Below are 22,810 nucleotides of genomic sequence, written 5' to 3'. Positions count from 1 at the left end.
GGCCGAACAGGCCCTGACGGGCCGACGCGCGGTGGCCCGGGAAGAACACCTTCCCGGGCCACCTGCGTGCGGGCACACCTGGACTCCGAATCCCGGACCATGGGCCGGCTCAGGGCCGGATGGCCACCGCTCCGTAGCAGGAAGCCCCCGCGTCGGTGATGTGTTCGGCTTCGTCGGCCGGTGCGGGGTGCCAGCGGGGGGTGGCGACGACGCCCGGTTCCATGAGGTCCCAGCCGGTGAAGAACCGTGCGAACTCGTCGCGGGAGCAGGCGACGACGGGGGTTCCGGCGGCGGTGTAGACCTGGATGAGCCGGCCGGTCTCCTCGGGGGCGAAGTCCTGGGTGAAGTGACTGATCACCAGGGCGGAGCCGCTGGGGAGTTGGGCCTTGAGCCCCTCGGTGATGTCCCGGGCCTCGAAGGGCACGAAGTGCAGCAGGGCGTTCATGCTGAGCGCGATCGGCTGGGTGAAGTCCAGGGTGGCGCGGGCCGATTCCAGCAGTTCGCCGGGCTCGCGCACGTCGGCCTGGACGTAGGCGGTGACGCCCTGTTCGGTGCCGTGCATGAGCGCCTGGGCGTGGAGCAGCACGATCGGGTCGTTGTCGGCGTAGACGACCTTGGCGTCCGGCGCGACCGACTGCGCGACTTCGTGCAGGTTCGGCGAGGTGGGGATCCCGGTGCCGATGTCGAGGAACTGCCGGATGCCCGCCTTGGCGAGCAGGTGCGTCGTCCGGTGCATGAAGGCGCGGTTCGCGCGGGCCGCGGAGCGGGCGTAGGGGAAGACCGCCAGGGCCCGGCCGGCCGCCTCGCGGTCGGCGGGGAAGTTCGTCGTGCCGCCGAGGTAGTAGTCGTACATCCGCGCCGAGTGCGCCAGGTGGATGTCGAGGTTGACCTCCACGTCGTCGATCCGGTCGGCACCGTCCGTCATGCACTCCCCCTGGCAGCTCATCGACTTCCCCCGCACGGTGCAGGGGCTGACTCCGCGTCCCGCACCACCGCCACGAACGGTGGCGAACACTGGCGCGGCCTGGCGCGGCCTTCCCCACTATGCCCATACGCCCGAGCAACCAATCAAGGACCTTCACCAACCACCACACGACCGTTCAACACAGCGCTGCTGAAAAGGACATACAGTGACCCGTTTCGATCATGTTCGATCAAAGTACTTTCATCATCCACCGAGCCCAGTGTCCGATCTTTAAACCTCTTGTTACGGATTAACATCTCGGCACCCAATCCGCCTTAATGTTCCTACCGGGGAAGTGATTTCCCGCAGTGACCGCCGTACGGCCGTGGGGTTCCACCACGGCGGCGGCCCGCACCGGGCGGCGACCGACCGGGGTGCCGCAGGGGAGGAATGGGACGTGAACGAGAGCGACTGGGTGGTCGGAGACCGGGACCGCCTGACGTTCGACGCGTTCTGCGACACGCACGAGAAGGCCTGGATCGGGTTCGCCCGCGCCCGCCTTCGCGACGGTGCGGCCGCACACGAGGCGACGGAGAACGCGAAGGCCCGCGTGTGGCAGTCGTGGCCTCGCATCCTGCGCGAACAGATCCCGCCGTTCCACGCCTGGGCGATCCTGAAGGAGGAGATCGGCGCCGCCCTGGCGGAGTTGATGATGAACGGCGAGCCGCTGCCCACCCACGCGGACGTCCCCGGGTGGGTCCACACGGTGCGGATCGCCGCCGAGCGGGCGCAGCACCTGCTGGAGACCGACGGCAGCCACGAGCAACTGTACGTCGCGCTGCGGCAGTTGCCCGAGCGACGCCACGACGTGATCGTGCTGCGGTACCTGCTCGACCTGCCGGACGAGCAGATCGCCGACTACCTGGGGACGACCGAGGCCAATGTCCGGTCCACCGCGAGCCAGGCCCTCGACCGGCTGGCCACGGCGCTCGGCGGCCGGCGCGGGGAGGGCCGATGACCACCGAACACGGCCGGGCCCTGCGCCCGAGCCCGGCCGGTGTCCACGTGCCCACCCATTCCGCCCATTCCCCGCGGCCGCGGCCGGGGGGCACGGGGGTGGCCTGGGAGCGGCTGCTGACCGCCCCGAGCCCGATGCCCTCCGAGCACGAGCAGGCGGCCCACGAGCTCGACCTCGCCGCGTCCCTGGTCCTCTCGCTGCCCTCCGCCGCGCCCTCCCTGAGCCTGCTCGTCAACGACAGGCACATCCGTCCGGAGGGCGCCCTCGTCCTCGGCGCGCTGCTGTACGTCGTGGGCCACCGCGACGGAGCCCAGTTCTGGTGGCAGTTCGCGGCCGGCGGCGGCTCCTACACCGCCGCGTCGTTCCTGAGCCTGCTGCACCGCAGCCTCGGCGAGTTCCTGGACGCCGAGGTCTGGCGCCAACAGGCCGACGCGCTGGCCACGAAGCCCCGCCCGCCGCAGCGGGTCCTCGACCCCCCGCACGCGCTCCTGCCGACCCAGGTGCTCACCGACATCCTCGCCCGGTCCCACTACGGCCTCGACGTGAAGCTGCCGCCGCGCCTCGCGGCCGTGATCCATCAGCTCCCCGTCGACGGCGACGACCCCGAGTACGGCGAACTGCCCCAGGTGAGCAGCACCCTGGTGCGCGACCTGACCGACGAACGGTAGCGGCCGTTCGCCGGAACCCGGTCCCGGGGCGGCTTCAGGCCGTGGGGAGGCCCGGGGCCTCCCATCCGGCGCGGTACGGCGCGAGCAAGGCGGTCAGGGCGGACAGCACCGCCTCCGGGGCCTCCTCGGCGGGGTAGTGGCCACACTCGGGGACCACCACGGTCTCCACGTCGTCCGCGGCGAGCCTCATCGTCTCGCCGACCGAGGCGCCCAGGTTCGCCGCTCCCCCGATCGCCAGGACGGGCAGCGGCAGGCGGCGGGCCGCGCGTCGCCGGTTCTGGGCGATCGTCGTGTCCAGCGCGCGGTAGAACTCGAAGCTGGAGCGCAGCGCCTCCGGGTCCGCGGCGAGGGTGTCGACGTAGTGCCGGACGGCGTGGTCGGGCAGGGCCTTCGCGGACTTCGTGGCGAACTGGTGGGCGAAGTAGAGGTGTTCGCGGCCCCGGACGAGTTGTTCGTTGAGGCCGTCGAGGCGGTTGAAGGCGAAGTGCCAGAGGCGGTCGTTGGCCTCCTGGCCGCCGAAGAGCGGCGGCGAGGGAGAGAGTCCGGGGATCGCGGCCTCGGCGACGGCCAGGCGGTCGAGCCGCTCGGGGTGGTCCGCGGCCAGGGCGTAGCCGGTCCACATGCCGACGTCGTGCCCGACCGTGGCGAACCGGTGGTGCCCGAGGGCGTCCATCAGCGCCACCATGTCGCGGGCGAGGGTGCCGGTGTCGTACCCGCCCCGGGGCTTGTCGGACAGGCCGACGCCGCGCGGATCGACGGCGACCACGTGGAAGTCCCGTGCCAGTACGGGCATCAGCAGGCGCCAGGCGTACCAGGTCTGCGGCCACCCGGCGAGCAGCAGCAGCGGCGGGCCCTCGCCGCCGGTGACGGCGTGCAGGCGCAGCTGACCGGTGTCGACGTACCGGCTGGCGAAGGTCCGGGCGAATCCGGCCGGGAGGTTCGGCGCGCCGGCGGCGGAGCCGGGGCCTTCGGGGGCGGGAGTCGCGGGGGCGGGAGTCGCGGGGGCGGGAGTCGCGGGGCTGGGAGTCGCGGGAGTGGGGCCTCCGAGGGCTGGAGTCGGGTCGGTGGGGCTCGCGGGGGCGGGACTTCTGGGGGCGGGCCGGGGTGTGGACGAGGTCATGGTCTTTCCTTCCGAAGGGGCGGCACCGGGCCGGATCGCCGTCACGGTAGCCATCTTGGACTGATCGGTCAAAGATAGTTTGACCGATCAGTCCAAGATGCGGGTAGGCTCGCACCCGGCAGACGAAACGGGAGGTGGACGCGGTGTCCGGCCGGAAGCAGTTCGACGTCGAGGCGGCCCTCGACCAGGCCGTACGGGTGTTCTGGCAGCACGGGTACGCGGACGCCTCCCTGGACGCCCTCGGCTCCGCCACCGGCCTCGGCCGCGGCTCGCTCTACGGCGCCTTCGGCAGCAAGGAGGCCCTGTTCCACCGGTGCCTCGACCGCTACGCGGCGGTCTACGGCGCGCAGTACGAGCGGGCGCTCGCGGCCCACCCCGGCGAGCCGGTGCGCGCCGTCGAGGCCTTCTTCGACGTCGTCCTGGCCCGGATCGCCGACCCGTCGGTTCCCGCAGGATGCCTCATCGCCCAGTCCGCCGCCCAGTCGTCGGCACTGACGGAGGAGAGCGGCGCGCGGGTGCGCGACCTCCTCGCCCTCCAGCACCGGCGGATCCGCGCCGCGCTGGCCGACTCCCCCGCCGACGCCCGGACGCTCGACGAACTCGCCACCTTCGTGGTCGCCGTCAACCAGTCACTGGCCGTGCTGAGCCGGGCCGCGACCCCGGACGCCGAGCTGCGCTCCGTGACCCGGCTGGCCTGCGCGACGGTGGCGGACTCCCTCGCCCGGGCGGCGGGCGGGGGCGACGGGCCGAGCTGACGCGCCCGGGCCCGGCCTCAGCCCAGTTCCATGAGGATGTCGGCGCGGGCGTAGTAGTCGGCGACCGGCAGCCGGTCGCGGGTGATCCTCACGAACCCGGCGTCCTCGTAGAGGTGGACGGCGGGGGCCAGCCTGCCGTTGGTGCCGAGGAACAGCCGGGCCGCGCCGAGTTCCCGTGCCCGGCCGATCGCCGCGGCCACGAGCCGGCGGCCGATGCCGCGCCCCTGCGCGCCGGGGGCGACGGCCATCTTCGCCAGCTCGAACACGGCGTCCGGGTGGGCCGGCAGCGCCACGCAGCCCACGACGGTCCCGCTTCCCGGCTCGCGGGCCAGGAGCACGTCGCCGCCCGGGGCCACGATGCGGCCGAGCGGGTCCGCGAGCACGGCCCGGTCCGCCTCCTCCAGGGTGAACAACCGCGAGATCCACTCCTCGTTCAGCGCGCGGAACGCGTCGGCGTCGTCCGGCGAGGCGATCGAGGAGACCACGGGCGGGGCGGAGGCGGACGGCACGGGGCGGGTTCCTTCCGTCGAGGTCACCACGTCAGCCTGCGACCGCGCCGACCGGGTTGTCCAGTGCGCACCCGGCCGCCCTCCACGGGCTGGGGACACGGATCAGCGGATCGGGCCCCGGCATCGACGCCGCTTCCCGGCGCCCCCGCCCACGCTTGAACCGACCGCGTGCTCGCCTCCCGACCGAACGCTCGCCCCCACCGGGCGGGGTACCCTGCGACTTCGGGGCGAGACAAGTCACGGGCCGGGAGGGAACGTTGGCACGTCGGGAGTTGGAGCCGGAGCTGGCCGCGCAGGTGCGGGCGGCGTTCGCGGAGTTCGGGAACGAGGTCACCCTGCACGGGGACGTGGCCCGCGACGCGCAGGGGCGCGACTACGGTCTCGGAGGACTCCTGGCGCTGCTGGAGCAGCGGCCCGGGGCCCCGCTGCGGGACCTGGTCCGCGCCCACGTCCTGGACCTGGTCGTCGCCGTCCAGGGTCCGACGGCGGGGGACGCCGGCTCGCCGCAGGAGACGGCGGCCCGGTTGTACCCGCTGCTCCTGGACGCCACGACGCTGGCCGACCCCGCAGGGCACCCGCACGCACTCGAAGTCGCGCCGGGGATACTGGAGTTCATGGCGCTGGAGTCACCCGTCGGCTGGCAGGTGCTGACCGGGGAAGCCGTCGCCGAACTCGGGGACGCCTCACGGCTGCGCGAGGCGGCGCGGGCGCGGCTGGCCCGACTGCCCGTGGAGCGGCACGAGTTCCGGCCGACCGGACAGGGCGGCGGCCTGCACGTCGTCACGGGCGGTTCGGCCCTGACCGGGAGCCGGGTCCTCGTCCTGGACGCCCTCCACCGCGAGGTCACCGGGCGCGAACTGCCGCCGGACGGTGCGGTGGTGGCCTTCCCCACGGCGTTCCGGCTGCTGTTCGCGCCGTTCGACGTCCGGGTGCCGGACGTCCTCCAGACGCTGATCGAGGCCGCCGCCCGGGAGTTCGAGGAGTCCACCGCCCCGCTGTCCCGGCACACCTACTGGTGGCGCGGCGGCCGGCTGACCCCGCTCACCGGGGTCGGCGAGGGCGGCCTGCTGGACCTCGTGCACGTGGACGAGGTCATCGCGGCGGTCACCCGGCTGGCCGAGGGGCAGGGCGACCTGCCCGGGCCGCGACCGCACCACTACCGCTTCGCCCACCGCCTGCTGCCCTCGCTCGACCGGCTGGGCGCGGTGCCGGGGGAACGGCTGGACGGCGAGTTGCGGCGGCTCTGGGAGGAGTACGGTGCGAGCCTGCCGGTCGAGCAGCGGCTGGAGCCGGAGGGGCTCCGGGGCGGGTTCGTCCAGGGCGCGCGGCACCGGATGCTCCTCGTCGCCCTCCCGGTGCCACGGGCCGCGACGGAGGCCTTCGCGGTGGTGCTGGCCTGGCCGGCGGACGGCTCCCCGCGGCGGACCTTCACCCTGGAGTACGCGGTCGACCCGATCACCGGCGAGCGCGGGGCCGTCCTGGGCGAGTGGGAGACGGCGGGCCGCCACCGCCTGCACCGGACCGGCATGACCGCCGAGGCCCGCCCCTTCCTCCACGCCGTCGCGGCCCTCCTCGACGCACCGCCGGCGGAAGCGGCGAAGACCGCCGCGCGCCCGAAGCGGCGCGGCCTGTTCCGCCGCTGAGCCGGCGCCGGGGGCGGAGCACACCGAGGTGGCCGGCCACGCCCCGCGTCGGGTTGCTCAGGACCAGGCGATCAGTTCGCCGTTCAGGGTGAACCCCAGGAAGAGGGAGAGGGTGATCCGGCGCCCGCCCTCGAAGTTCCGCACCCGGTGGAAGTTGCGGCAGTCGAAGAAGACGCCCTCGCCGGGCTCCGCCAGGACCGTGGCCGACGGCACGTCCGCGACGACCTCGGGGGCCCAGCCGTAGCCGTCCTTGCGGGCGTCGTCGGCCGGGATCCAGCGGTGGCGCCAGACGGTCAGCGCGCCGCCCCGCTCGGGGGTGGCGAGATGCAGGTTGAAGGCGAGTTGCACGATGGGCTGGTCGTCGAGACGGCCGGGGAACTCCCGCACCACCTCGTCGTAGTGGATCTTCGATCCGGTGGGGAACTCGCGGAGGATGCCCACGTGCAGCGGGCGCCCCCCGATGGTCGCGGGGCGCACCGGAACGCCGAGTTCGGTGCCCAGCCGCCGCATGACGCCCACGGCCGGGTCGGGGCCGCCGTAGAGGTCGCGTGCGGCTTTCCGGGCCTGCTCCGCCTTCTCCCAGTAGGCCTCCCGGACCCGGCCCTGGGTGTAGTAGTCGTACACCGCCGGGCCGAACTTCAGGATCGGCGGATCGAGGCGCTCCTCGTCGTAGGGTTCGAAGTCGGCCCGCTCGATGCGGTCGACGAGGCCGCTCAGGCCGCCCGGGCCCCTCTGGTCGTCCACGCCGTCCGCGCCGTCCGCGTCGCCCCCGTCGTTCGCGTCGCCCCGGAGCAGGTCGGGCACCCGGACGATCGCACAGGTGCCGGCGGCCAGCCGCTCCAGAGCCTCCCGCAGCCCGCCTTCCCGGACCGTCTCCGCTCCGAACATCGCCTCGTCGCCGTCTCGGGTCGGTGTCATACCAGCAGTGTTGCCCTCGCTGGAGCCGGACGGAATGGCTGCGGCGTCCCGGGGCCCACCGGGGCTTTCACGGAAGGTCACCACCCTTGTCCGGCGCACCCGGGGAACCACCTCGCACCGCTGACGGCCGCTCCCCCGTCACGCGAAATTCACAGACCGGGGTCTACTCGCATAGACAGCGGTGGGCCATCCTGGTCGGTGCCGGCGCCCGGAGCCCGCCCCTCGTTCCCCGGCCCCCGGGCCTCGCGGGCGGCGGTACCGGACCGATCGGCCGGCCCTCGCGCCGGAGCACCACCGCGTCACAGCACCGCGTACGACCGGAGACCCGCCACCCGGCGCCCCCACCCTCACCCGGAGACGCAGATGAAGCCTCGCACCGCAGCCACCGTCGTCGCCCTGGCCCTGGCCGGCCTCGCCCTCTCGGCGCCCACGGCCGGCGCCAGCGGCACCAAGCTGTCCCAGTCTGCGGCCGCCGGCCAGTTCAGCAGCGCCGGCATCACCTGGAGCTCCAGTGGGGGCTGCACCACCAGGTCCAACCCCACCTGCACCTCGTTCGACCAGATCAACTCGGGCACGGTGAGCGCCGTCATCACCCTCAAGAAGGCCAGCGGCTGCGCCATCAACATCACGGGCGGGACGGAGGTGGGCCACGCCTCCGGCACCTACAGCCACTACAACGGCTACAAGGTCGACGTCGCCCGCAACTCCTGCATCGACGGCTACATCCAGAACAGCTTCACCTACATCGGCCTCCGGGGCGACGGCTACCCGCAGTGGAAGGCCGCCTCGGGCAACCTGTACTGCAACGAGGGCAGCCACTGGGACATCCTCATCTACTGACGCCGGGCCCGGGTGCCGGCTCCCCGACGGGTGCCGGCACCCGCACCGCCCTCCCGTCGGCCACGGGGGCCGGCCGAAAGCCGTCGACGGCCGGGCGCGCCCCTGCCTCCGGCTCGCACCGCGGTTCCTCGCCGCGCGGAAGGCCGTCAGCGCCCGGCCAGCAGGCCTCGTACGTAGGCCGCCTGGCCGACGTGCTGGAGGTCGTCGGCGATCACGCTGATCAGACGCACCCCCAGGGTGACCGGGGGCTGCCACGTCTCGTCGACGATCCGGGCGAGGGCCCGGTTGTTCAGACCGCGCACGTAGTCGACGGTCCGCGCGTGGACGGCCTCGTGGTAGCCCACGAGGAGGTCCGCGCTCGCGGTGACCTTGGCGACCTGCGCGGGTCGGTGCCCGTAGCCGGTGGACGACGCGGTGAACGGCAGGGCGAACCGCTCCACCCAGCCGTCGGCGGTCCACACCTGTTCGCGGTCGGCCGCGTCGGCGAGGTGGTCGTCCTGCACCCGGGTGAGGTGCCAGACCAGCCAGGCGATCGAGTTGGCCGAGTCCTGCGCCCGGAAGGCCAGCTGCTCGGTGGTCAGGCCGTCGACCACCTCGGCGACCGCGTCACGGATCCGGCCGAACGCGTCCACGAGAAGATCGGTGCTGGTCACACCGGCCACTGTCGCCTCCCGGTCGAGTGCCTCGTCCCACCGACGGCGTGGCGGGTCACACACGGTACCGACGATTGTGTCCCGCCGGTGACGCCCGGGCCACCCGGGCCCGACGCCCGGGCAGCCTCCGTGGGCCGGTCCGGAGCGGAGGCCCCGAGGCCGGGCGCGGGGCCGCCCTGGCCGTCGAGGTTCCCCGTGGCGCTCATCCGACGGTGACCTGAACGCCCCTGGAGAGGTCGCGCCGCTCCGACTCGAACCTCTCCCCGGGAAGCTCCCTGGCTCGCCGTGGCCGAGCGAGCACGGTCGACGAGCAAGGACGCCGCGGAACGGGTGCCGGTTGCGGGTGAGTGCGGTCGGCCGGGCGAGCGCCGCGAAGCCGCCGGAGGCGCCGGACTTCCGTGACTTCGATCGACCGCGGGCCGGGTGGAGCTGATTCCAGGTCATGAAGGTGGCACGGCGGGCCGGGCCCCGCCGCACGGGAACGGACACGTTGGACACCAGTGGGAGCGCTCCCACTGTGAGGGCTGCCCTGCGGATGGGTCAAGAGGCTTGAAGAGTCGAACACTTCCGCCCACAAAACCCGGCAACTCCTCTTTTCCTTGGCGGCAGTTGGCGCTACGGTCGGTGCCCACCAGTGGGAGCGATTCCGTCAGTCGACGCGCGGCACATGGCGCGTCCTCGCTGCAAGGAGTCGCTCATGCGACACCCCCCACGTCTCGCCGCGCTGCCCGGCGGCGCGGCCCCTCGCCCCGGTGAGCGCCGTGTCCGTCACGACGGGCACGGGCCCGGGCACCGCTCACCCGGAACCGGAGAGATCACCGCACCCCGGCCGCCTCCTGCCCCGGCGGCGACCCGGCTCCGGCCGGCTTCGCCCTCAACCGCGTTTCCCGTGAGGGACGTTCGACCGCGACACCCGCGACCCACTCCTGGCGGGCGAGACCGCCGGGGAGAGCCGTGGGCACGCGTTCGCCGACCGCGTCATGACGTGGTCCGCCGGCCGCGGGCTCCCCCGGCCGGGCCGGGCTGGACACCGGGACCGCTCACCCGCCCCCGCCCTGATCGGCGGCTACCACGGCACCCCCACCGCGTTCGGCGTCGGGCTGCGCGATCACCTTCACAGCCTGAACGGACGCCGGACCCCCACCGCGTGAACACCGAGCGAACATCGGAAGGGATCCCCACACCATGAGTCGCACCACACGCACCACACGCACGACACGCAGCACCGGACCCACCCTCAACCGGCTGCGCGGCAACCGGACGGCCCTGCTCGCCGCCCTCGGCGTGCTCACCGCCACCGGCGCCTCCGCCACCGTGCTGTCCACCTCGGCGGGCGCCGCCACGGCCGGCTGCCGGGTCGACTACCAGGTCTCCAGCCAGTGGGGCAACGGCTTCGGCGCCAACGTCACGGTCACCAACACCGGTGACCCGCTGACCTCCTGGGCCCTGGAGTGGACCTTCGGCGCCGACCAGCAGATCACCCAGGGCTGGAACTCCACCATCAGCCAGTCCGGCGCCACCGTCACCGCCCGGAACGTCTCGTACAACGGCAGCCTGGCGACCGGCGGCTCCACCGCCTTCGGCTTCAACGCCTCGTACGGCGCCGCCAACCCCGTGCCCACCGCCTTCAAGCTCAACGGCGTGCTGTGCGACGGTGCCACCACCACTCCCACGGGCACCCCGACCCCCACCCCCACCGGCACCCCGACCACCACCCCGACCGGCACCCCCACCACCCAGCCCGGCGGCCGGGTCGACAACCCCTACGCCGGCGCCAAGGTCTACGTGAACCCCGAGTGGTCCGCGCACGCCGCCGCCGAGCCCGGCGGCGGCAAGGTCGCCAACCAGCCCACCGGTATCTGGCTCGACCGGATCGCCGCCATCGCCGGCACCAACGGCAGGATGGGCCTGCGCGCCCACCTCGACGAGGCGCTGCGCCAGAAGGGCAGCGGCGAACTCGTCGTCCAGCTGGTGGTCTACGACCTGCCCGGCCGGGACTGCGCCGCGCTCGCCTCCAACGGAGAGCTCGGCCCGACCGAGATCGGCCGGTACAAGACGGAGTTCATCGACCCGATCGCGGCGATCCTCGCCGACCCGAAGTACGCGGGGCTGCGCATCGTCACCACGGTCGAGCTCGACTCGCTGCCGAACCTGGTCACCAACACCACGCCGCGGGCCACCGCGACCCCCGCGTGCGACGTGATGAAGGCCAACGGCAACTACATCACGGGCGTCGGCTACGCGCTCAAGAAGCTGGGCGCCGTGCCCAACGTGTACAACTACGTCGACGCCGGGCACCACGGCTGGCTCGGCTGGGACGACAACCTCGCCGCGTCCGCGGACCTCTTCAAGCAGGCCGCGACGGCCGAGGGCTCCACCCTCGCCAACGTGCACGGCTTCATCGTCAACACCGCGAACTACGGCACGCTCCAGGAGAAGAACTTCACCGTCGACGACACCGTCAACGGCACCTCCGTCCGCCAGTCCAAGTGGGTCGACTGGAACCGGTACGTCGACGAGCTGTCCTACGCGCAGGGGATGCGGGCCAAGCTGGTCTCGCTGGGCTTCGACCCCCAGCTCGGCATGCTGATCGACACCTCGCGCAACGGCTGGGGCGGCACCGCCCGGCCGACCGGGCCCGGGCCGCGGACCAGCGTCGACGCGTACGTCGATGCCGGGCGCTACGACCGGCGGTTCCAGACCGGCAACTGGTGCAACCAGTCGGGCGCGGGCCTTGGCGAGCGGCCGCAGGCGGCCCCGGCGCCGGGCATCGACGCGTACGTCTGGATGAAGCCGCCGGGCGAGTCGGACGGGGCCAGCAAGGAGATCCCCAACAACGACGGCAAGGGCTTCGACCGGATGTGCGACCCGACGTACACCGGCAACCCGAGGAACAACAACAACATGTCCGGCGCCCTGCCGAACGCGCCGCTGGCCGGGGACTGGTTCTCCGCCCAGTTCCAGGAGCTGCTGAAGAACGCCTACCCGGCGCTGTGACACGGCGCCGAACGCCCGGGACACGGCACTGAACACCCCGGGACACGGCACTGAACGCCGCGGACCCGTCCGGAGCCCCCGAAGGGTTCCGGACGGTCCGCGGGCGCTCAGGAGGACTTCCGCACCACCAGCTCGGTCGGCAGCACCAGGCGGGACGGCTCGGCCTCCTCGCCGGCGATCTGCCGCAGCAGCAGCCCGGCCATCGTGCGGCCCATCTCCTCGATCGGCTGGCGGACGCTGGTCAGCGGCGGGTCGAGGTGGCGGGCCACCGGCGAGTCGTCGACACCCACCAGCGCCACGTCACCGGGCACCTCCAGGCCGCTGGCCCGCAGCACGGCGAGGGCCCCGACCGCCATCAGGTCGGAGGCGGCGAACACCGCGTCCAGGTCGGAACAGCGCGCCAGCAGCTCGCGCATCGCCCGGCGGCCGCCGTCCTCCGTGAAGTCGCCGGTGGCGACCAGGCGTTCGTCCGCCGCCAGCCCGGCCGCCGCCAGCCCCTCGCGGTAGCCGGCCAGCCGCCCCTGCGCGGCGTCCATGTCCAGCGGGCCGGTGATGGTGGCGATGCGCCGCCGCCCGCGCCCGGCCAGGTGCGCCACCGCCGAGCGGCCGGCTCCCACGTTGTCGGAGTCCACGTAGGCCACCGGCTCCTGCGGCGAACGGCGCCCGTTGAGGACGGCCGGCAGGCCCAGGGCCCGCACCTGCTCCGGCAGCGGGTCGTCCCGGTGGACGGAGACCAGCAGGACGCCGTCCACCCGCTGCGCCGCGAGGTACTGCTCGAAGCGCTGCCGCTCCTGCTCGGTGCGGATCAGGGTGAGCAGCAACTGCACGTCCGCCGCCGCGAGTTCGGCGCTCACGCCGCGGAGGACGTCCAGGAAGTACGGTTCCGCGAGCCAGGCCTCGGTCTCGGGCACGACCAACGCGACCGCGTCCGTCCGGCTGCCGGCCAGCGCCCGGGCCGCCCGGTTCGGCACGTAGCCCAGCTCCGCGATGGCCCGGCCCACCGCCTCCTTCGCCTGTTCGCTCACCCTCGACGAACCGTTGATCACCCGGGACACCGTGCCGCGCCCGACCCCGGCCCGGGCCGCGACCTCCTCCAAGGTCGGCCTTCCGGTCTGCCGTCCGCCCACTGCCCACGCGCCTTCCGCCGCCGCCCTCGGTCGGTCTCCCGTCCGTCTGGCAGCGAATCCTAGATCACGGAACTGGCCGCCGCCACGCCCCGTCCGCCTTCAGGAAATGGAGCCAAGCTTCCAACTGATGGGCTCAGCAAGCAATCCGGTTACATCTCTTGACAACGGATCAGCCGGGGAAGAACCTTCCGCATGTGGCGTGGGAGCGCTCCCATCCAGTCGGGGCCATCACGCGTGCCCCGGGCGCCACCCACGGGCGAAGCCCGACTCACCCCCGGACGAGGAGAGTGGAATGCACACCGACACCCCCAGACGCCGACGCCTCACCGCGCTCGCCGCCCTGGCCGCGAGCACCGCCCTGCTGGCCGGCTGCGGCAGCGGCGGCGGTTCGAAGGCGGGCGGCGGCACCGTGACCCTGCGGATCGGCACCTACGGCTCCTTCGGGTACGACAACGAGACCGGCGCCAAGCTGTACGCCGAGTACGAGAAGCTGCACCCGAACATCAAGATCGTCGAGTCCAACGTGGCCGACGGCCAGAAGTACTGGGACACGCTCAAGCTCCGGCTCTCCCGGGACAGCGGCCTCGCCGACATCCAGGCCGTCGAGGTCGGCTACATCGCCGAGGCCACCGGGCCCGCCCTGGCGGGCAAGTGGGTGGACCTCGGCAAGACCGGTGGCGCCGACCTCGGCGCCTACCTGGACTGGAAGGTCAAGCAGGCCACCACGGCGGACGGCAAGGTGATCGGCCTCGGCACCGACATCGGCCCGATGGCGATCTGCTACAACAAGGACCTCTTCGCCAAGGCCGGGCTGCCGACCGACCGCGCCCAGGTCGGCGCGCTCTGGGCCGGCAGCTGGGACAAGTTCCTCGAAACCGGCCGCGCCTACCAGGCGAAGGCGCCCGAGGGCACCGCCTTCCACGACTCCGCCAGCGGGCTGTTCAACGCCGTCGTCTCCAGCGAGCCGGTCCAGTACGCCAACGCCAAGGGCGAGCTGGACTACCGCAACAGCCCCGGGGTGCAGAAGGCCTGGTCCATCGCCACCAGCGCGGCCACCGGCGGACTCAGCGCCAAGCTGCGGCAGTTCGACGAGAAGGGCACCTGGAACGCCGGCTTCAAGAACAACCGGTTCGCCACCGTCGCCTGCCCGAGCTGGATGACCGGCATCATCAAGGACCAGGCCGGCGCGGAGAACCAGGGCAAGTGGGACATCGCCCCCGCCCCCGTCGCGGGCAACTGGGGCGGTTCCTTCCTCGCCGTCCCGAAGTCCGGCCCGCACGTCAAGGAGGCCGCCGAACTCGCGGCCTGGCTGACCGCCCCGGCGCAGCACGCGAAGGTCTTCGCCGTCAACGGCAACATCCCCTCCACCAAGGAGGCCCTCTCCTCCCCCGCCGTCCGGGACGCCGTCCTGCCGTTCTTCGGCGACGCCCCGGTCGGCCGGATCTACTCGGAGGCCGCGGCCGGCATCAAGGCCGTGCCGATCAGCCGCTGGGACGGTCAGGTGAAGACCTTCATCACCGACAACGGCATCCTCGACATCGAGCAGCGCGGCACCGACCCCGCGCAGGCGTGGACCAACGTCGGGAAGCTGGTCGACGACAAGATCCAGAAGTAGCGGGGCCACCCAGGGCGCGCCGGGCACCCGGCGGCCCGCCCTCTCCCACCGACCGGAAGGACTTCCCGTGTCCACCCCCGTCCGGGGGGCGACCGACGGCACCCCGCTCCCGTCCGCCCCCGCCCGCAAGAGCGCGCCCCGCCCCTTCGGGAGGCGCCCGCCCAGGAGCGGCCCGTCCGGAAGCCGCCCACCCGGCCGCGGCCCGCGCCTCGGCCTGCACCGCTGGGACATGAAGGCGGCGCCGTACGTCTTCGTCGCACCGTTCTTCCTCTGCTTCGCCGCCTTCGGCCTCTTCCCGCTGCTCTACACCGGCTGGCTCTCCCTGCACCGGGCCGAGCTCGGCGGCGAGGCCCAGTGGCTCGGCCTGCGCAACTACACCGACCTGTGGGACAGCGACTTCTTCTGGAACGCCCTCGGCAACACCTTCACCATCGGCGTGATCTCGACCGTGCCGCAGCTGCTGCTCGCCCTCGGCCTGGCCCATCTGCTCAACTACCGGATGCGCGGCCGGGGCTTCCTGCGGGTCGCGGTGCTCGCGCCGTACGCGACCTCGATCGCCGCCGCCACGCTGGTGTTCGCCCAGCTGTTCAACAGCGACTACGGGCTGATCAACACCGTGCTCGGCTGGGCGGGCTTCCACCCGGTGGACTGGGAGTCCTCCAAATGGCCCGCGCAGATCGCCATTTCGGTGATCGTCACCTGGCGCTGGACGGGCTACAACGCCCTGATCTACCTCGCCGCGATGCAGGCCGTCCCGCAGGACCTGTACGAGGCGGCGGCGCTGGACGGAGCCTCCCGGGCCCGCCAGTTCCTCAGCGTCACCATCCCCTCGATCCGCCCGACCATCCTGTTCACCATCGTGGTGTCCACCATCGGCGCCACCCAGCTCTTCGGCGAGCCCCTGCTGTTCGGCGGCAGCCTGGGGATCAGCGGCGGCAGCGGCAACCAGTTCCAGACGCTCAGCCTGCTCATGTACGAGAAGGGCTGGGTGACCGGGGCGCTCGGCCAGGCCTCCGCGATCGCCTGGGTGATGCTGCTGCTCCTGCTGTCCGCGGGGGCCGCGCAGGCGCTCCTCGCCCGTGTCCGCCGAAGGAGGGGCTGAACCGTGAGCACCGCTACCGCCACCCGACCCCGGTGGCGTCCGTCCGCCGGGCGCCAGCACCACGCCGGCCCGCTGACCTACGTCCTGCTCGGGCTCGCCGCCCTGCTCTCGCTGTTCCCGCTGTACTGGAACCTGGTCGCCGCCTCGCACTCGGGCGAGCGGGTGGTCCAGGCGCCGGCGCCGCTGCTGCCGGGCCGGCACCTGTTCGACAACCTGGCCTTCGCCTGGAACCAGGTCGACATGGGCCGGGCCCTGGTCAACACCACGGTGGTGGCCGGCCTGGTGGCGCTGTCCACCGTGCTGTTCGCCACCCTGGCCGGCTTCGCCTTCGCCAAGCTGCCGTTCCGGGGCCGCAACGTGCTGCTGTCCGTGGTCGTCGCCACCATGACCGTGCCCCCGCAGCTCAGCGTCATCCCGCTGTACCAGATCATCACCGGCCTGGGCTGGGCGGACCGGTTGCAGTCGGTGGTGCTGCCCTCGCTGGTCGCCGCGTTCGGCGTCTTCTTCATGCGGCAGTACCTCGTCGAGGCCCTGCCGGTGGAGCTGGTCGAGGCCGCCCGGATGGACGGCGCGCACAGCCTGCGGATCGTCTGGCACGTGGTGTTCCCGGTGGCGCGGCCCGCCATGGCCGTGCTCGGCATGCTGGTCTTCGTCCAGGCCTGGAACGACTTCTTCTGGCCCTTCATCGCCCTCACCCCGGACGGCAACCCGACCCTCCAGGTCGCGCTCGCCGGCCTCGGCTCGGGCAACCACAGCGTCGACCAGGCGATCGTGCTGACCGGCGCGCTCATCTCCACGATGCCGCTGCTGCTGGTCTTCGCGTTGCTGGGCAGACACATCGTGGGCGGCATCACCGCCGGCGCCGTCAAGAACTGAGCCCCTTTCGGCCTCCTCCTCCGAGGACCGAACCCCACCTTCGGGAGATTCCCATGTCCTTTCCCCCCGCCACCGAGCCACCCCGGTTCCCGGCCGGCTTCCTCTGGGGCGCGGCCACCTCCGCGTACCAGGTCGAGGGTGCCGCCGCCGAGGACGGCCGCACCGCCTCGATCTGGGACACCTTCTGCCGCACCCCGGACAAGGTCTTCCAGGGCCACACCGGCGATGTCGCGGTCGACCACTACCACCGGTTCCGCGAGGACGTCCGGCTGATGGCCGAACTCGGGCTGACCGCCTACCGCTTCTCGGTCTCCTGGCCGCGCGTCCAGCCCACCGGCCACGGCCCGGGCGTCCAGCTGGGCCTGGACTTCTACCGCCGCCTCGCCGACGAGCTGCTCGCCGCCGGGATCACCCCCGTGGCCACCCTGTACCACTGGGACCTGCCGCAGGAGCTGGAGTCGGCCGGCGGATGGCCCTCACGCACCACCGCGGAGCGGTTCGCCGACTACGCCGCTCTGGTGGGCGAGGCGCTCGACGACCGGGTCGGCCACTGGACCACCCTCAACGAGCCCTGGTGCAGCGCCTTCCTGGGCTACGGCTCCGGCGTCCACGCCCCCGGCCGCACCGACCCGGTGGCCGCCCTGCGGGCCGCCCACCACCTCAACCTCGGCCACGGCCTGGCCGTCACAGCGCTGCGCGGCGTGCTGCCCGCCGCCGCCCGGCTGTCCGTCGCGCTCAACCTGCACGCGCTGCGGCCGCTCACCCCGTCCGCCGCCGACCGGGACGCGGTGCGCCGGATCGACGCCGTCGGCAACCGGATCTTCCTCGGCCCGATGCTGGAGGGCGCCTACCCGGAGGACCTGCTGGCCGACACGGCCCACCTCACCGACTGGTCCTTCGTCCGGGACGGCGACCAGAAGGACATCCACCAGCCGCTGGACTGGCTGGGCGTCAACTACTACACCCCCACCGTCGTCTCCGAAACCGCCGAGGGCGCCACCCCCGCCCGCGAGGACGGCCACGGCGCCGCCGCCGCGTCGCCCTGGCCGGGCGCGGACCGGGTCGGCTTCCACCAGGCACCGGGCGAACGGACCGCGATGGGCTGGGCCGTCGACCCCTCCGGTCTGCACCAGCTGCTGAGCGACCTCGCCCGGCGCCACCCGGACCTGCCGCTGATGGTCACCGAGAACGGCGCGGCGTACGCGGACGAGCCCGACGCCGACGGCGCCTTCGACGACCCCCAGCGCGCGGCCTACCTCCACGCCCACCTGGCGGCGGTCCACCGGGCACTGGCCGACGGCGCGGACGTGCGGGGCTACTTCGCCTGGTCCCTGCTGGACAACTTCGAGTGGGCGTACGGCTACGCCAAGCGCTTCGGCCTGGTCCACGTCGACTTCCCCACCCAGACCCGCACCCCCAAGACCAGCGCCGGCTGGTACGCCCGGGTGGCCCGCACCGGGGAGCTGCACCCGCCGCTCGCGCCGTAGGCCCCCGGCCCGCCCGGAGGGGAGGCGGTCGCCCGCCGCCGCTCCCCTCCGGGCGGGGGAACGGGCGGGGAACCGGGCGGGCGCGCCCCCGCCCCGTGCCGGCGCATCGGCACGGGGCGGGGGCGAACCACCGGAGCGGACCGCTCCCCCGTCGTCCACGGCGCCCGGCTCCCCGTCACACGGCTCCCGTCACGGAAGCCGCCGGGTGAAGAGGCTTCCGTGCGCCGCCGCCCCTGGGGCCGGGGCGGCTCCGGGTGCGGCGCGGCCCAGGCCGTACCAGAGGACCGACTGGTTCGAGGTGATGACCGGCACGCCCAGTTCCCGTTCCAGGGGGACGACGGCGGCCCGGGCGGGGAAGCCGCTGCCCGGCACCAGGACGCCGTCCGGCCTCGGGAGGTCCGGGTCGTGGAACGCCTTGACCACCTGCTGGTGCACCTCGGCGGGGTCGATCGCCCAGTGGGCGCCCTCGTCGAAGGCGTTGTAGCGGGCGATGCCGTCCCACTCCGGGCCCAGGGCGAACTGGACCATCCGGCTCTGCTCGACGCCGACCTCGCCCAGGTACTCCTGTGCGGCCCGGAACGTCGGCTCGGTGAACCAGGGCGGCATGACCAGCAGCGGTCGCCGTACGCCGGACGCCCGCAGGGCGGCCGTGATGGCGGTGGCCGCCGTGTACACGGGCACGCCGTGGGCGTGCGCGCCGGCCGCCGCGACGAACTCGTCGTCGAAGGCGGGCCCGCCGAAGAAGCTGCTCGACCCGAAGCAGAGCGCGACGCTGTGCGCGCCCAGCCGGCCCAGGTGGTCCAGCCCGCGCACGACGTCGGGCGCGTTCGCGAGGGCGCCCGCGGGGCTTCCGACGTACTCGGTGTCGTCGGGCCGGGGGCACTCGAAGCGGGCGGTGTGCACCGACACGCCCTCGGGTGCCATGCGCCAGATCTCGGTCTCGGGCACCGGGTCGTTGTGGATCACGAGGATGCCCAGCCGGGCCGCCGTCGCCGTCATCGGACCTCACCCGCCGTGGCCGGAGCCGGAACACCGTCCGCCGACACGCCCGCCTCCTCCGAAGCGGCCTTCGCGCCGGCGCCGAAGCCGAGCCACGCGAGCACCGCACCGGCCACCGCGACCCCGCCGGCCAGCAGGAAGCCGGTGCGGAACGCCCCGTCGCCCGGGTGCGTGCCCAGGACGAGGATCAGGGCCGCCACGCCGAGGGCGCCTCCCGCGTACTGGGTGGTGGTCATGAGCGCCCCCGCCACGCCCTGGTTGCGGTCGTCCACGTCGCGGGTGCCGCCGACGAACATCGAGGTGTAGATCATGCCGTGCCCGAGGCCGCTGACGACCAGGCCGGGCAGCATCCCCACGAGGTAGCCGTGGTTGCGGACGGACAGGCCCAGCAGCAGGAGCCCGGCCGCGCCGACCACGAACGCCAGCGTCAGGCAGCGGCGCACGCCGAGGGGACCGACCAGCTTCCCGGCGATCATGTTCCCGAAGGTGATGCACGCGGCGAGCGGGAGGAAGGCGATCCCGGCGGCGAGCGGCGCGTAGCCGCGGCCGTCCTGGAGGAGCAGGGTCACCAGGTAGAACTCGACGCCCGCCACGCTCGCCATGTACAGCGCGGAGGAGCCGCAGCCCATGACGAGGCTGCGGGTGCGCCGCAGCACCGGATCGACCAGCGGCTGTCCGCTGCCCCGCTCCCGCAGCGCGAACAGCACCAGCAGGAGGGCTCCGGCGAGGAAGCTGCCCAGCGTCAGGGAGTCGGTCCAGCCGATGTCGGCGGCCAGGGTGAGGCCGAGGACGGAGACCAGGACCATCGCGGTGCACAGCACGGCGTTGAGCACGTTGAGGGCGGCGGTGCGGCCCTGGTCCGCCTTCCCGGGCAGGAACCGGGGGGCGGCCAGCGCGCACAGCACGGCGAAGGGCAGGTTCACGAAGAACGTCGCGCGCCAGGAGAGGGTGGTCAGCAGTCCGCCGATGACCACGCCCGCGGCCAGGCCGCTGGCACCGACCGTGCCCCAGACCGCGAGCGCCCGGGTGCGTTCGCGCCCCGCCGGGAACGTCGTATTCACCAGCGCCAGGATCGACGGCTGGAGGCAGGCCGCGGCCACGCCCTGGGCGCCGCGGGCGACGAGCAGCAGCGCGGCGTTCGCCGCGAGGCCGCCCAGCAGCGAGGCCACGCCGAAGACCACCAGCGCGGCCATGAACAGCTTCCGGGCGCCGAGCCGGTCCCCGACCCGGCCGCCGACGATCAGGAAGCCGGCGAAGAACACGGAGTAGGCGCTGACCACCCACTGCATGGCGCTGGCGGACAGCCCCAGGTCGGAGCCGATGTCGGGCAGGGCGACGAAGATGACGGAGAAGTCCAGTGCGATGAGGAACTGGGCCGCGGACAGGGTGATGAGGCCGCCGACGGGGCTGCGGGAGGCCGTCGCGGCGGAGGGTTCGTTCGGATGAGACATGGTGTGGATGACCGCCTGGTCGTCTTGTGGCCCCAGGTTGGGGCCGGGGGCTGGGGAGAGCGGAACTGGTCAGGAAGGCGCCGGAGTCGCCGGCCTCCACCCCAGCGCCTGTTCGAGCGCGCCGACGGTGTCCGCCACCGACGCGGCGCCCGCCTCGGCGAGTTGCCGCGCCGAGGCGACCCCGTAGGAGACGCCGATCGCGCGCATGCCGGCCGCCGTCGCCATCCGCATGTCGTCCACGGCGTCGCCGACGACCACGCACCGCGCCGGATCGGTGCCGACCGACCGGGCCGCGAGCAGCGCCAGATCGGGATGGGGCTTGCCGCGCGGGGCCATGCCGTGGCAGACCACGGCGTCGAACTCGTCCACCAGGCCGGCGGGCCGGAGGATCTCCAGCGCGCTGGCCCTGATCTTGCTGGTGCAGATCGCCGTCCTGACCCCCTCCGCCCGCAGCCGGCGCAGCAGCTCGGGCACGCCGGGGAAGACCAGGTCGGCGGCCCGGGGGACGACCTCCTCCCGGAACGACTCCCGGAAGAGGGCGACCGATTCGGCCACCGTGGCGTCCTCCTCGGCGAGCCCCGTGAGCTCGGCGAAGACGGCCGCGAGCGGCTTGCCGACGGTGGCCCGCACCCGATCCCCCGGGACGTCCGGGTGTCCGGTCGACTCCAGCACCCGGTGCAGGACTCCGGCGATGGCGCCCGGGGTGTCCAGCAGGGTGCCGTCCAGGTCGAAGAGGACGGCGGCGGGCCGGTCGTACGCCGTCATGAGCGCGCCCCGGCGTACTCGGCGAGTGCCGCGGAGAGCTGGACGGCGAACTCCCCCGCCACGGCCGCGGTGGACAGCAGCACGGACCGGTTGGCGGCCGAGGTGCGTCCGTGGGTCGCCCGGGATATCGCCTTCAGGAGGTACGGCGTGATCGCCGGTCCGGTGACACCGGCGGCCTGGGCCTGGGCGGTGGCGTCCGCGAGAGCGGCCTCGATGTCGGCGGACGGGATGCCGTCCTCCTCGCGGATCGGGTGGGTGACCAGTGCCGCGGTGGCGTTCCCGGTCCGCCAGTGGGCGAGCGTGACGGCGGCGATCTCGCGCAGGTCGTCGAGCCGGTGCGGGTTGGGCACACCGCTGCTGACGCTCAGGTAGGCGGGGAAGTCGTCGCAGGCGTAGCCGATCACGGGGATGCCCGCCGTCTCCAGCCACTCCAGCGTCCACGCGGGGTGCAACATCGACTTGGCGCCGGCGCACACCACGGCGACCTTGCTGCGGGTGAACTGCACCAGGTCGGCGGAGATGTCGAACGTGTGGGGCGCGTCGCGGTGCACGCCGCCGATGCCCGCGACCGCGAACACCGGGATTCCGGCCAGCTCGGCCGCCACGAGGGAGGAGGACACGGTGGTGGCGCCGCGGCCGCCACGCGCCAGGGTGATGCCCAGGTCCCGGGTGCTGACCTTGGGCACGGCCGGGTCGGAGGCGAAGAGTTCGAGCTGTTCCTTGGTCATGCCCACCCGGATCCGGCCGTCGATCAGTGCGACCCGGGCGGGGACGGCGCCGGCCGCGCGGACCGCCGAGTCGATGTCGAGGGCCAGTTCGAGGTTGGCCGGATAGGGCAGCCCGTGGGGGATGGCCGAGGACTCCAGGGCGACGACCGGACGGCCCTCGTACAGGGCCTCGCGCACCTCCTCGTCGATGTCCAGCACTGCAGGGTCGGCGGCGAGCGCCGCGGGGGTGGCGTTCATGGGACTCCTCAGCGATTCGGTACGGGCGGCGGGACGGCCACGGCTGTGAGCGACCCGCCGGAAAAGGTGCCGGTTCCTCGCGGGAACCGCGGGTGCGAGTCGGACCCGGTGAGCAGCGGACGGGCACGGGCGGGGGACCGTGAACCCCGCCCCCGTCGGCGAACGTCCTTGCGGGGTCGCCTGGTTGCCGGCCGGCAGGTCTCTCACGGCACGCGCCGACGGCGTCGGCGCGTCGCGGCAACGGCATGGGCTACCCCCGGGACGGCGGGACGAGGACTCGGCTCGATGCGGGCGCCCCGCTGCCGGGGCCCGATGCCGAGCGCGCTGGTCACGACCCTCACTCTGTGGAGCGGCCCCGGGCTCCCACAAGCGCCGTCCCGGATTTTCGTCAGGTCCCG

At 73.4% G+C, this 22,810-nt stretch carries 20 protein-coding genes; 10 read left to right on the top strand and 10 right to left on the bottom strand.

Annotation, left to right across the window (positions count from 1 at the left end; all coding sequences use genetic code 11):
• Positions 1 to 109: 109 nt before the first annotated feature.
• Positions 110 to 925: an SAM-dependent methyltransferase gene (locus ACZ55U_RS13195; RefSeq protein ID WP_465525621.1), complete on the bottom strand. Its 816-nt coding sequence runs from the start codon at positions 923 to 925 to the stop codon at positions 110 to 112.
• Positions 926 to 1,361: 436 nt separating this feature from the next.
• On the opposite strand from ACZ55U_RS13195, the gene ACZ55U_RS13190 reads away from it, so the two are divergent.
• Both ACZ55U_RS13190 and ACZ55U_RS13185 read left to right on the top strand, forming a co-directional pair.
• Positions 1,362 to 1,922 carry an RNA polymerase sigma factor gene (locus ACZ55U_RS13190; protein ID WP_465525619.1) on the top strand — a complete coding sequence of 187 codons (561 nt, stop codon included), beginning with the start codon at positions 1,362 to 1,364 and terminating at the stop codon, positions 1,920 to 1,922.
• On the top strand, positions 1,919 to 2,590 hold the full coding sequence (locus ACZ55U_RS13185) for a hypothetical protein (protein ID WP_465525617.1): 672 nt from the start codon (positions 1,919 to 1,921) through the stop codon (positions 2,588 to 2,590). The genes ACZ55U_RS13190 and ACZ55U_RS13185 overlap by 4 nt, the downstream gene beginning before the upstream one ends.
• Before the next feature lie 34 nt (positions 2,591 to 2,624).
• Here the strand turns inward: ACZ55U_RS13185 and ACZ55U_RS13180 are convergent, their stop codons facing one another.
• Entirely contained in the window at positions 2,625 to 3,710 is a 1,086-nt protein-coding gene (locus ACZ55U_RS13180) for an alpha/beta fold hydrolase (RefSeq protein ID WP_465525615.1), read from the bottom strand.
• Positions 3,711 to 3,853: 143 nt separating this feature from the next.
• On the opposite strand from ACZ55U_RS13180, the gene ACZ55U_RS13175 reads away from it, so the two are divergent.
• On the top strand, positions 3,854 to 4,465 hold the full coding sequence (locus tag ACZ55U_RS13175; RefSeq protein WP_465525613.1) for a TetR/AcrR family transcriptional regulator: 612 nt from the start codon (positions 3,854 to 3,856) through the stop codon (positions 4,463 to 4,465).
• A gap of 17 nt (positions 4,466 to 4,482) precedes the next feature.
• On the opposite strand, the gene ACZ55U_RS13170 is transcribed toward ACZ55U_RS13175, so the two are convergent.
• A complete protein-coding gene (locus ACZ55U_RS13170; protein ID WP_465525611.1) occupies positions 4,483 to 4,974 on the bottom strand; it encodes a GNAT family N-acetyltransferase in 492 nt (163 codons plus the stop codon).
• 257 nt (positions 4,975 to 5,231) lie between these two features.
• Here ACZ55U_RS13170 and ACZ55U_RS13165 point away from each other — a divergent pair, with 257 nt between their 5' ends.
• Entirely contained in the window at positions 5,232 to 6,617 is a 1,386-nt protein-coding gene (locus tag ACZ55U_RS13165; RefSeq protein ID WP_465525609.1) for a hypothetical protein, read from the top strand.
• Positions 6,618 to 6,674: 57 nt separating this feature from the next.
• Here ACZ55U_RS13165 and ACZ55U_RS13160 read toward each other — a convergent pair whose 3' ends face one another.
• Entirely contained in the window at positions 6,675 to 7,535 is an 861-nt protein-coding gene (locus tag ACZ55U_RS13160; protein WP_465525607.1) for a 2OG-Fe(II)-dependent halogenase WelO5 family protein, read from the bottom strand.
• A gap of 363 nt (positions 7,536 to 7,898) precedes the next feature.
• Between ACZ55U_RS13160 and ACZ55U_RS13155 the strand changes: the two genes are divergently transcribed.
• A complete protein-coding gene (locus ACZ55U_RS13155; protein WP_465525605.1) occupies positions 7,899 to 8,375 on the top strand; it encodes a hypothetical protein in 477 nt (158 codons plus the stop codon).
• 146 nt (positions 8,376 to 8,521) lie between these two features.
• Here the strand turns inward: ACZ55U_RS13155 and ACZ55U_RS13150 are convergent, their stop codons facing one another.
• Positions 8,522 to 9,028: a mycothiol transferase gene (locus ACZ55U_RS13150; RefSeq protein ID WP_465525603.1), complete on the bottom strand. Its 507-nt coding sequence runs from the start codon at positions 9,026 to 9,028 to the stop codon at positions 8,522 to 8,524.
• Between the two features lie 1,185 nt (positions 9,029 to 10,213).
• Here ACZ55U_RS13150 and ACZ55U_RS13145 point away from each other — a divergent pair.
• Positions 10,214 to 12,025, top strand: coding sequence for a glycoside hydrolase family 6 protein (locus tag ACZ55U_RS13145; protein ID WP_465525601.1), 1,812 nt, complete (start codon positions 10,214 to 10,216; stop codon positions 12,023 to 12,025).
• Between the two features lie 107 nt (positions 12,026 to 12,132).
• Here the strand turns inward: ACZ55U_RS13145 and ACZ55U_RS13140 are convergent, their stop codons facing one another.
• Entirely contained in the window at positions 12,133 to 13,152 is a 1,020-nt protein-coding gene (locus ACZ55U_RS13140) for a LacI family DNA-binding transcriptional regulator (protein WP_465525599.1), read from the bottom strand.
• A gap of 292 nt (positions 13,153 to 13,444) precedes the next feature.
• Between ACZ55U_RS13140 and ACZ55U_RS13135 the strand changes: the two genes are divergently transcribed.
• From ACZ55U_RS13135 to ACZ55U_RS13120, 4 genes are all read left to right on the top strand, one after another.
• On the top strand, positions 13,445 to 14,767 hold the full coding sequence (locus ACZ55U_RS13135; protein ID WP_465525597.1) for an ABC transporter substrate-binding protein: 1,323 nt from the start codon (positions 13,445 to 13,447) through the stop codon (positions 14,765 to 14,767).
• A gap of 67 nt (positions 14,768 to 14,834) precedes the next feature.
• Positions 14,835 to 15,869, top strand: a complete 1,035-nt coding sequence (locus ACZ55U_RS13130) for a carbohydrate ABC transporter permease (RefSeq protein ID WP_465525595.1) — start codon at positions 14,835 to 14,837, stop codon at positions 15,867 to 15,869.
• Positions 15,870 to 15,872: 3 nt separating this feature from the next.
• Positions 15,873 to 16,745 carry a carbohydrate ABC transporter permease gene (locus tag ACZ55U_RS13125; RefSeq protein ID WP_465525593.1) on the top strand — a complete coding sequence of 291 codons (873 nt, stop codon included), beginning with the start codon at positions 15,873 to 15,875 and terminating at the stop codon, positions 16,743 to 16,745.
• A gap of 53 nt (positions 16,746 to 16,798) precedes the next feature.
• Positions 16,799 to 18,232, top strand: a complete 1,434-nt coding sequence (locus ACZ55U_RS13120; protein ID WP_465525591.1) for a GH1 family beta-glucosidase — start codon at positions 16,799 to 16,801, stop codon at positions 18,230 to 18,232.
• A 189-nt stretch (positions 18,233 to 18,421) separates the two neighbouring features.
• Here ACZ55U_RS13120 and ACZ55U_RS13115 read toward each other — a convergent pair whose 3' ends face one another.
• The 4 genes from ACZ55U_RS13115 to ACZ55U_RS13100 all read right to left on the bottom strand — a co-directional run bounded on the left by ACZ55U_RS13115 (position 18,422) and on the right by ACZ55U_RS13100 (position 22,412).
• Positions 18,422 to 19,231: an aspartate racemase/maleate isomerase family protein gene (locus ACZ55U_RS13115; protein WP_465525589.1), complete on the bottom strand. Its 810-nt coding sequence runs from the start codon at positions 19,229 to 19,231 to the stop codon at positions 18,422 to 18,424.
• Positions 19,228 to 20,682 carry an MFS transporter gene (locus tag ACZ55U_RS13110; protein WP_465525587.1) on the bottom strand — a complete coding sequence of 485 codons (1,455 nt, stop codon included), beginning with the start codon at positions 20,680 to 20,682 and terminating at the stop codon, positions 19,228 to 19,230. The genes ACZ55U_RS13115 and ACZ55U_RS13110 overlap by 4 nt, the downstream gene beginning before the upstream one ends.
• Positions 20,683 to 20,751: 69 nt before the next feature.
• Positions 20,752 to 21,447 carry an HAD family hydrolase gene (locus ACZ55U_RS13105; RefSeq protein WP_465525585.1) on the bottom strand — a complete coding sequence of 232 codons (696 nt, stop codon included), beginning with the start codon at positions 21,445 to 21,447 and terminating at the stop codon, positions 20,752 to 20,754.
• Positions 21,444 to 22,412 (bottom strand): pseudouridine-5'-phosphate glycosidase, encoded by a 969-nt coding sequence (locus ACZ55U_RS13100; protein ID WP_465525583.1) that lies wholly within the window; start codon positions 22,410 to 22,412, stop codon positions 21,444 to 21,446. The genes ACZ55U_RS13105 and ACZ55U_RS13100 overlap by 4 nt, the downstream gene beginning before the upstream one ends.
• Positions 22,413 to 22,810: the final 398 nt, after the last annotated feature.

The sequence above is a fragment of the Kitasatospora sp. NPDC034533 genome, assembly GCF_055575155.1.
The sequence above is the reverse complement of the archived record's forward strand: the minus strand, read 5'-3'. Positions and strand labels throughout refer to the sequence as shown.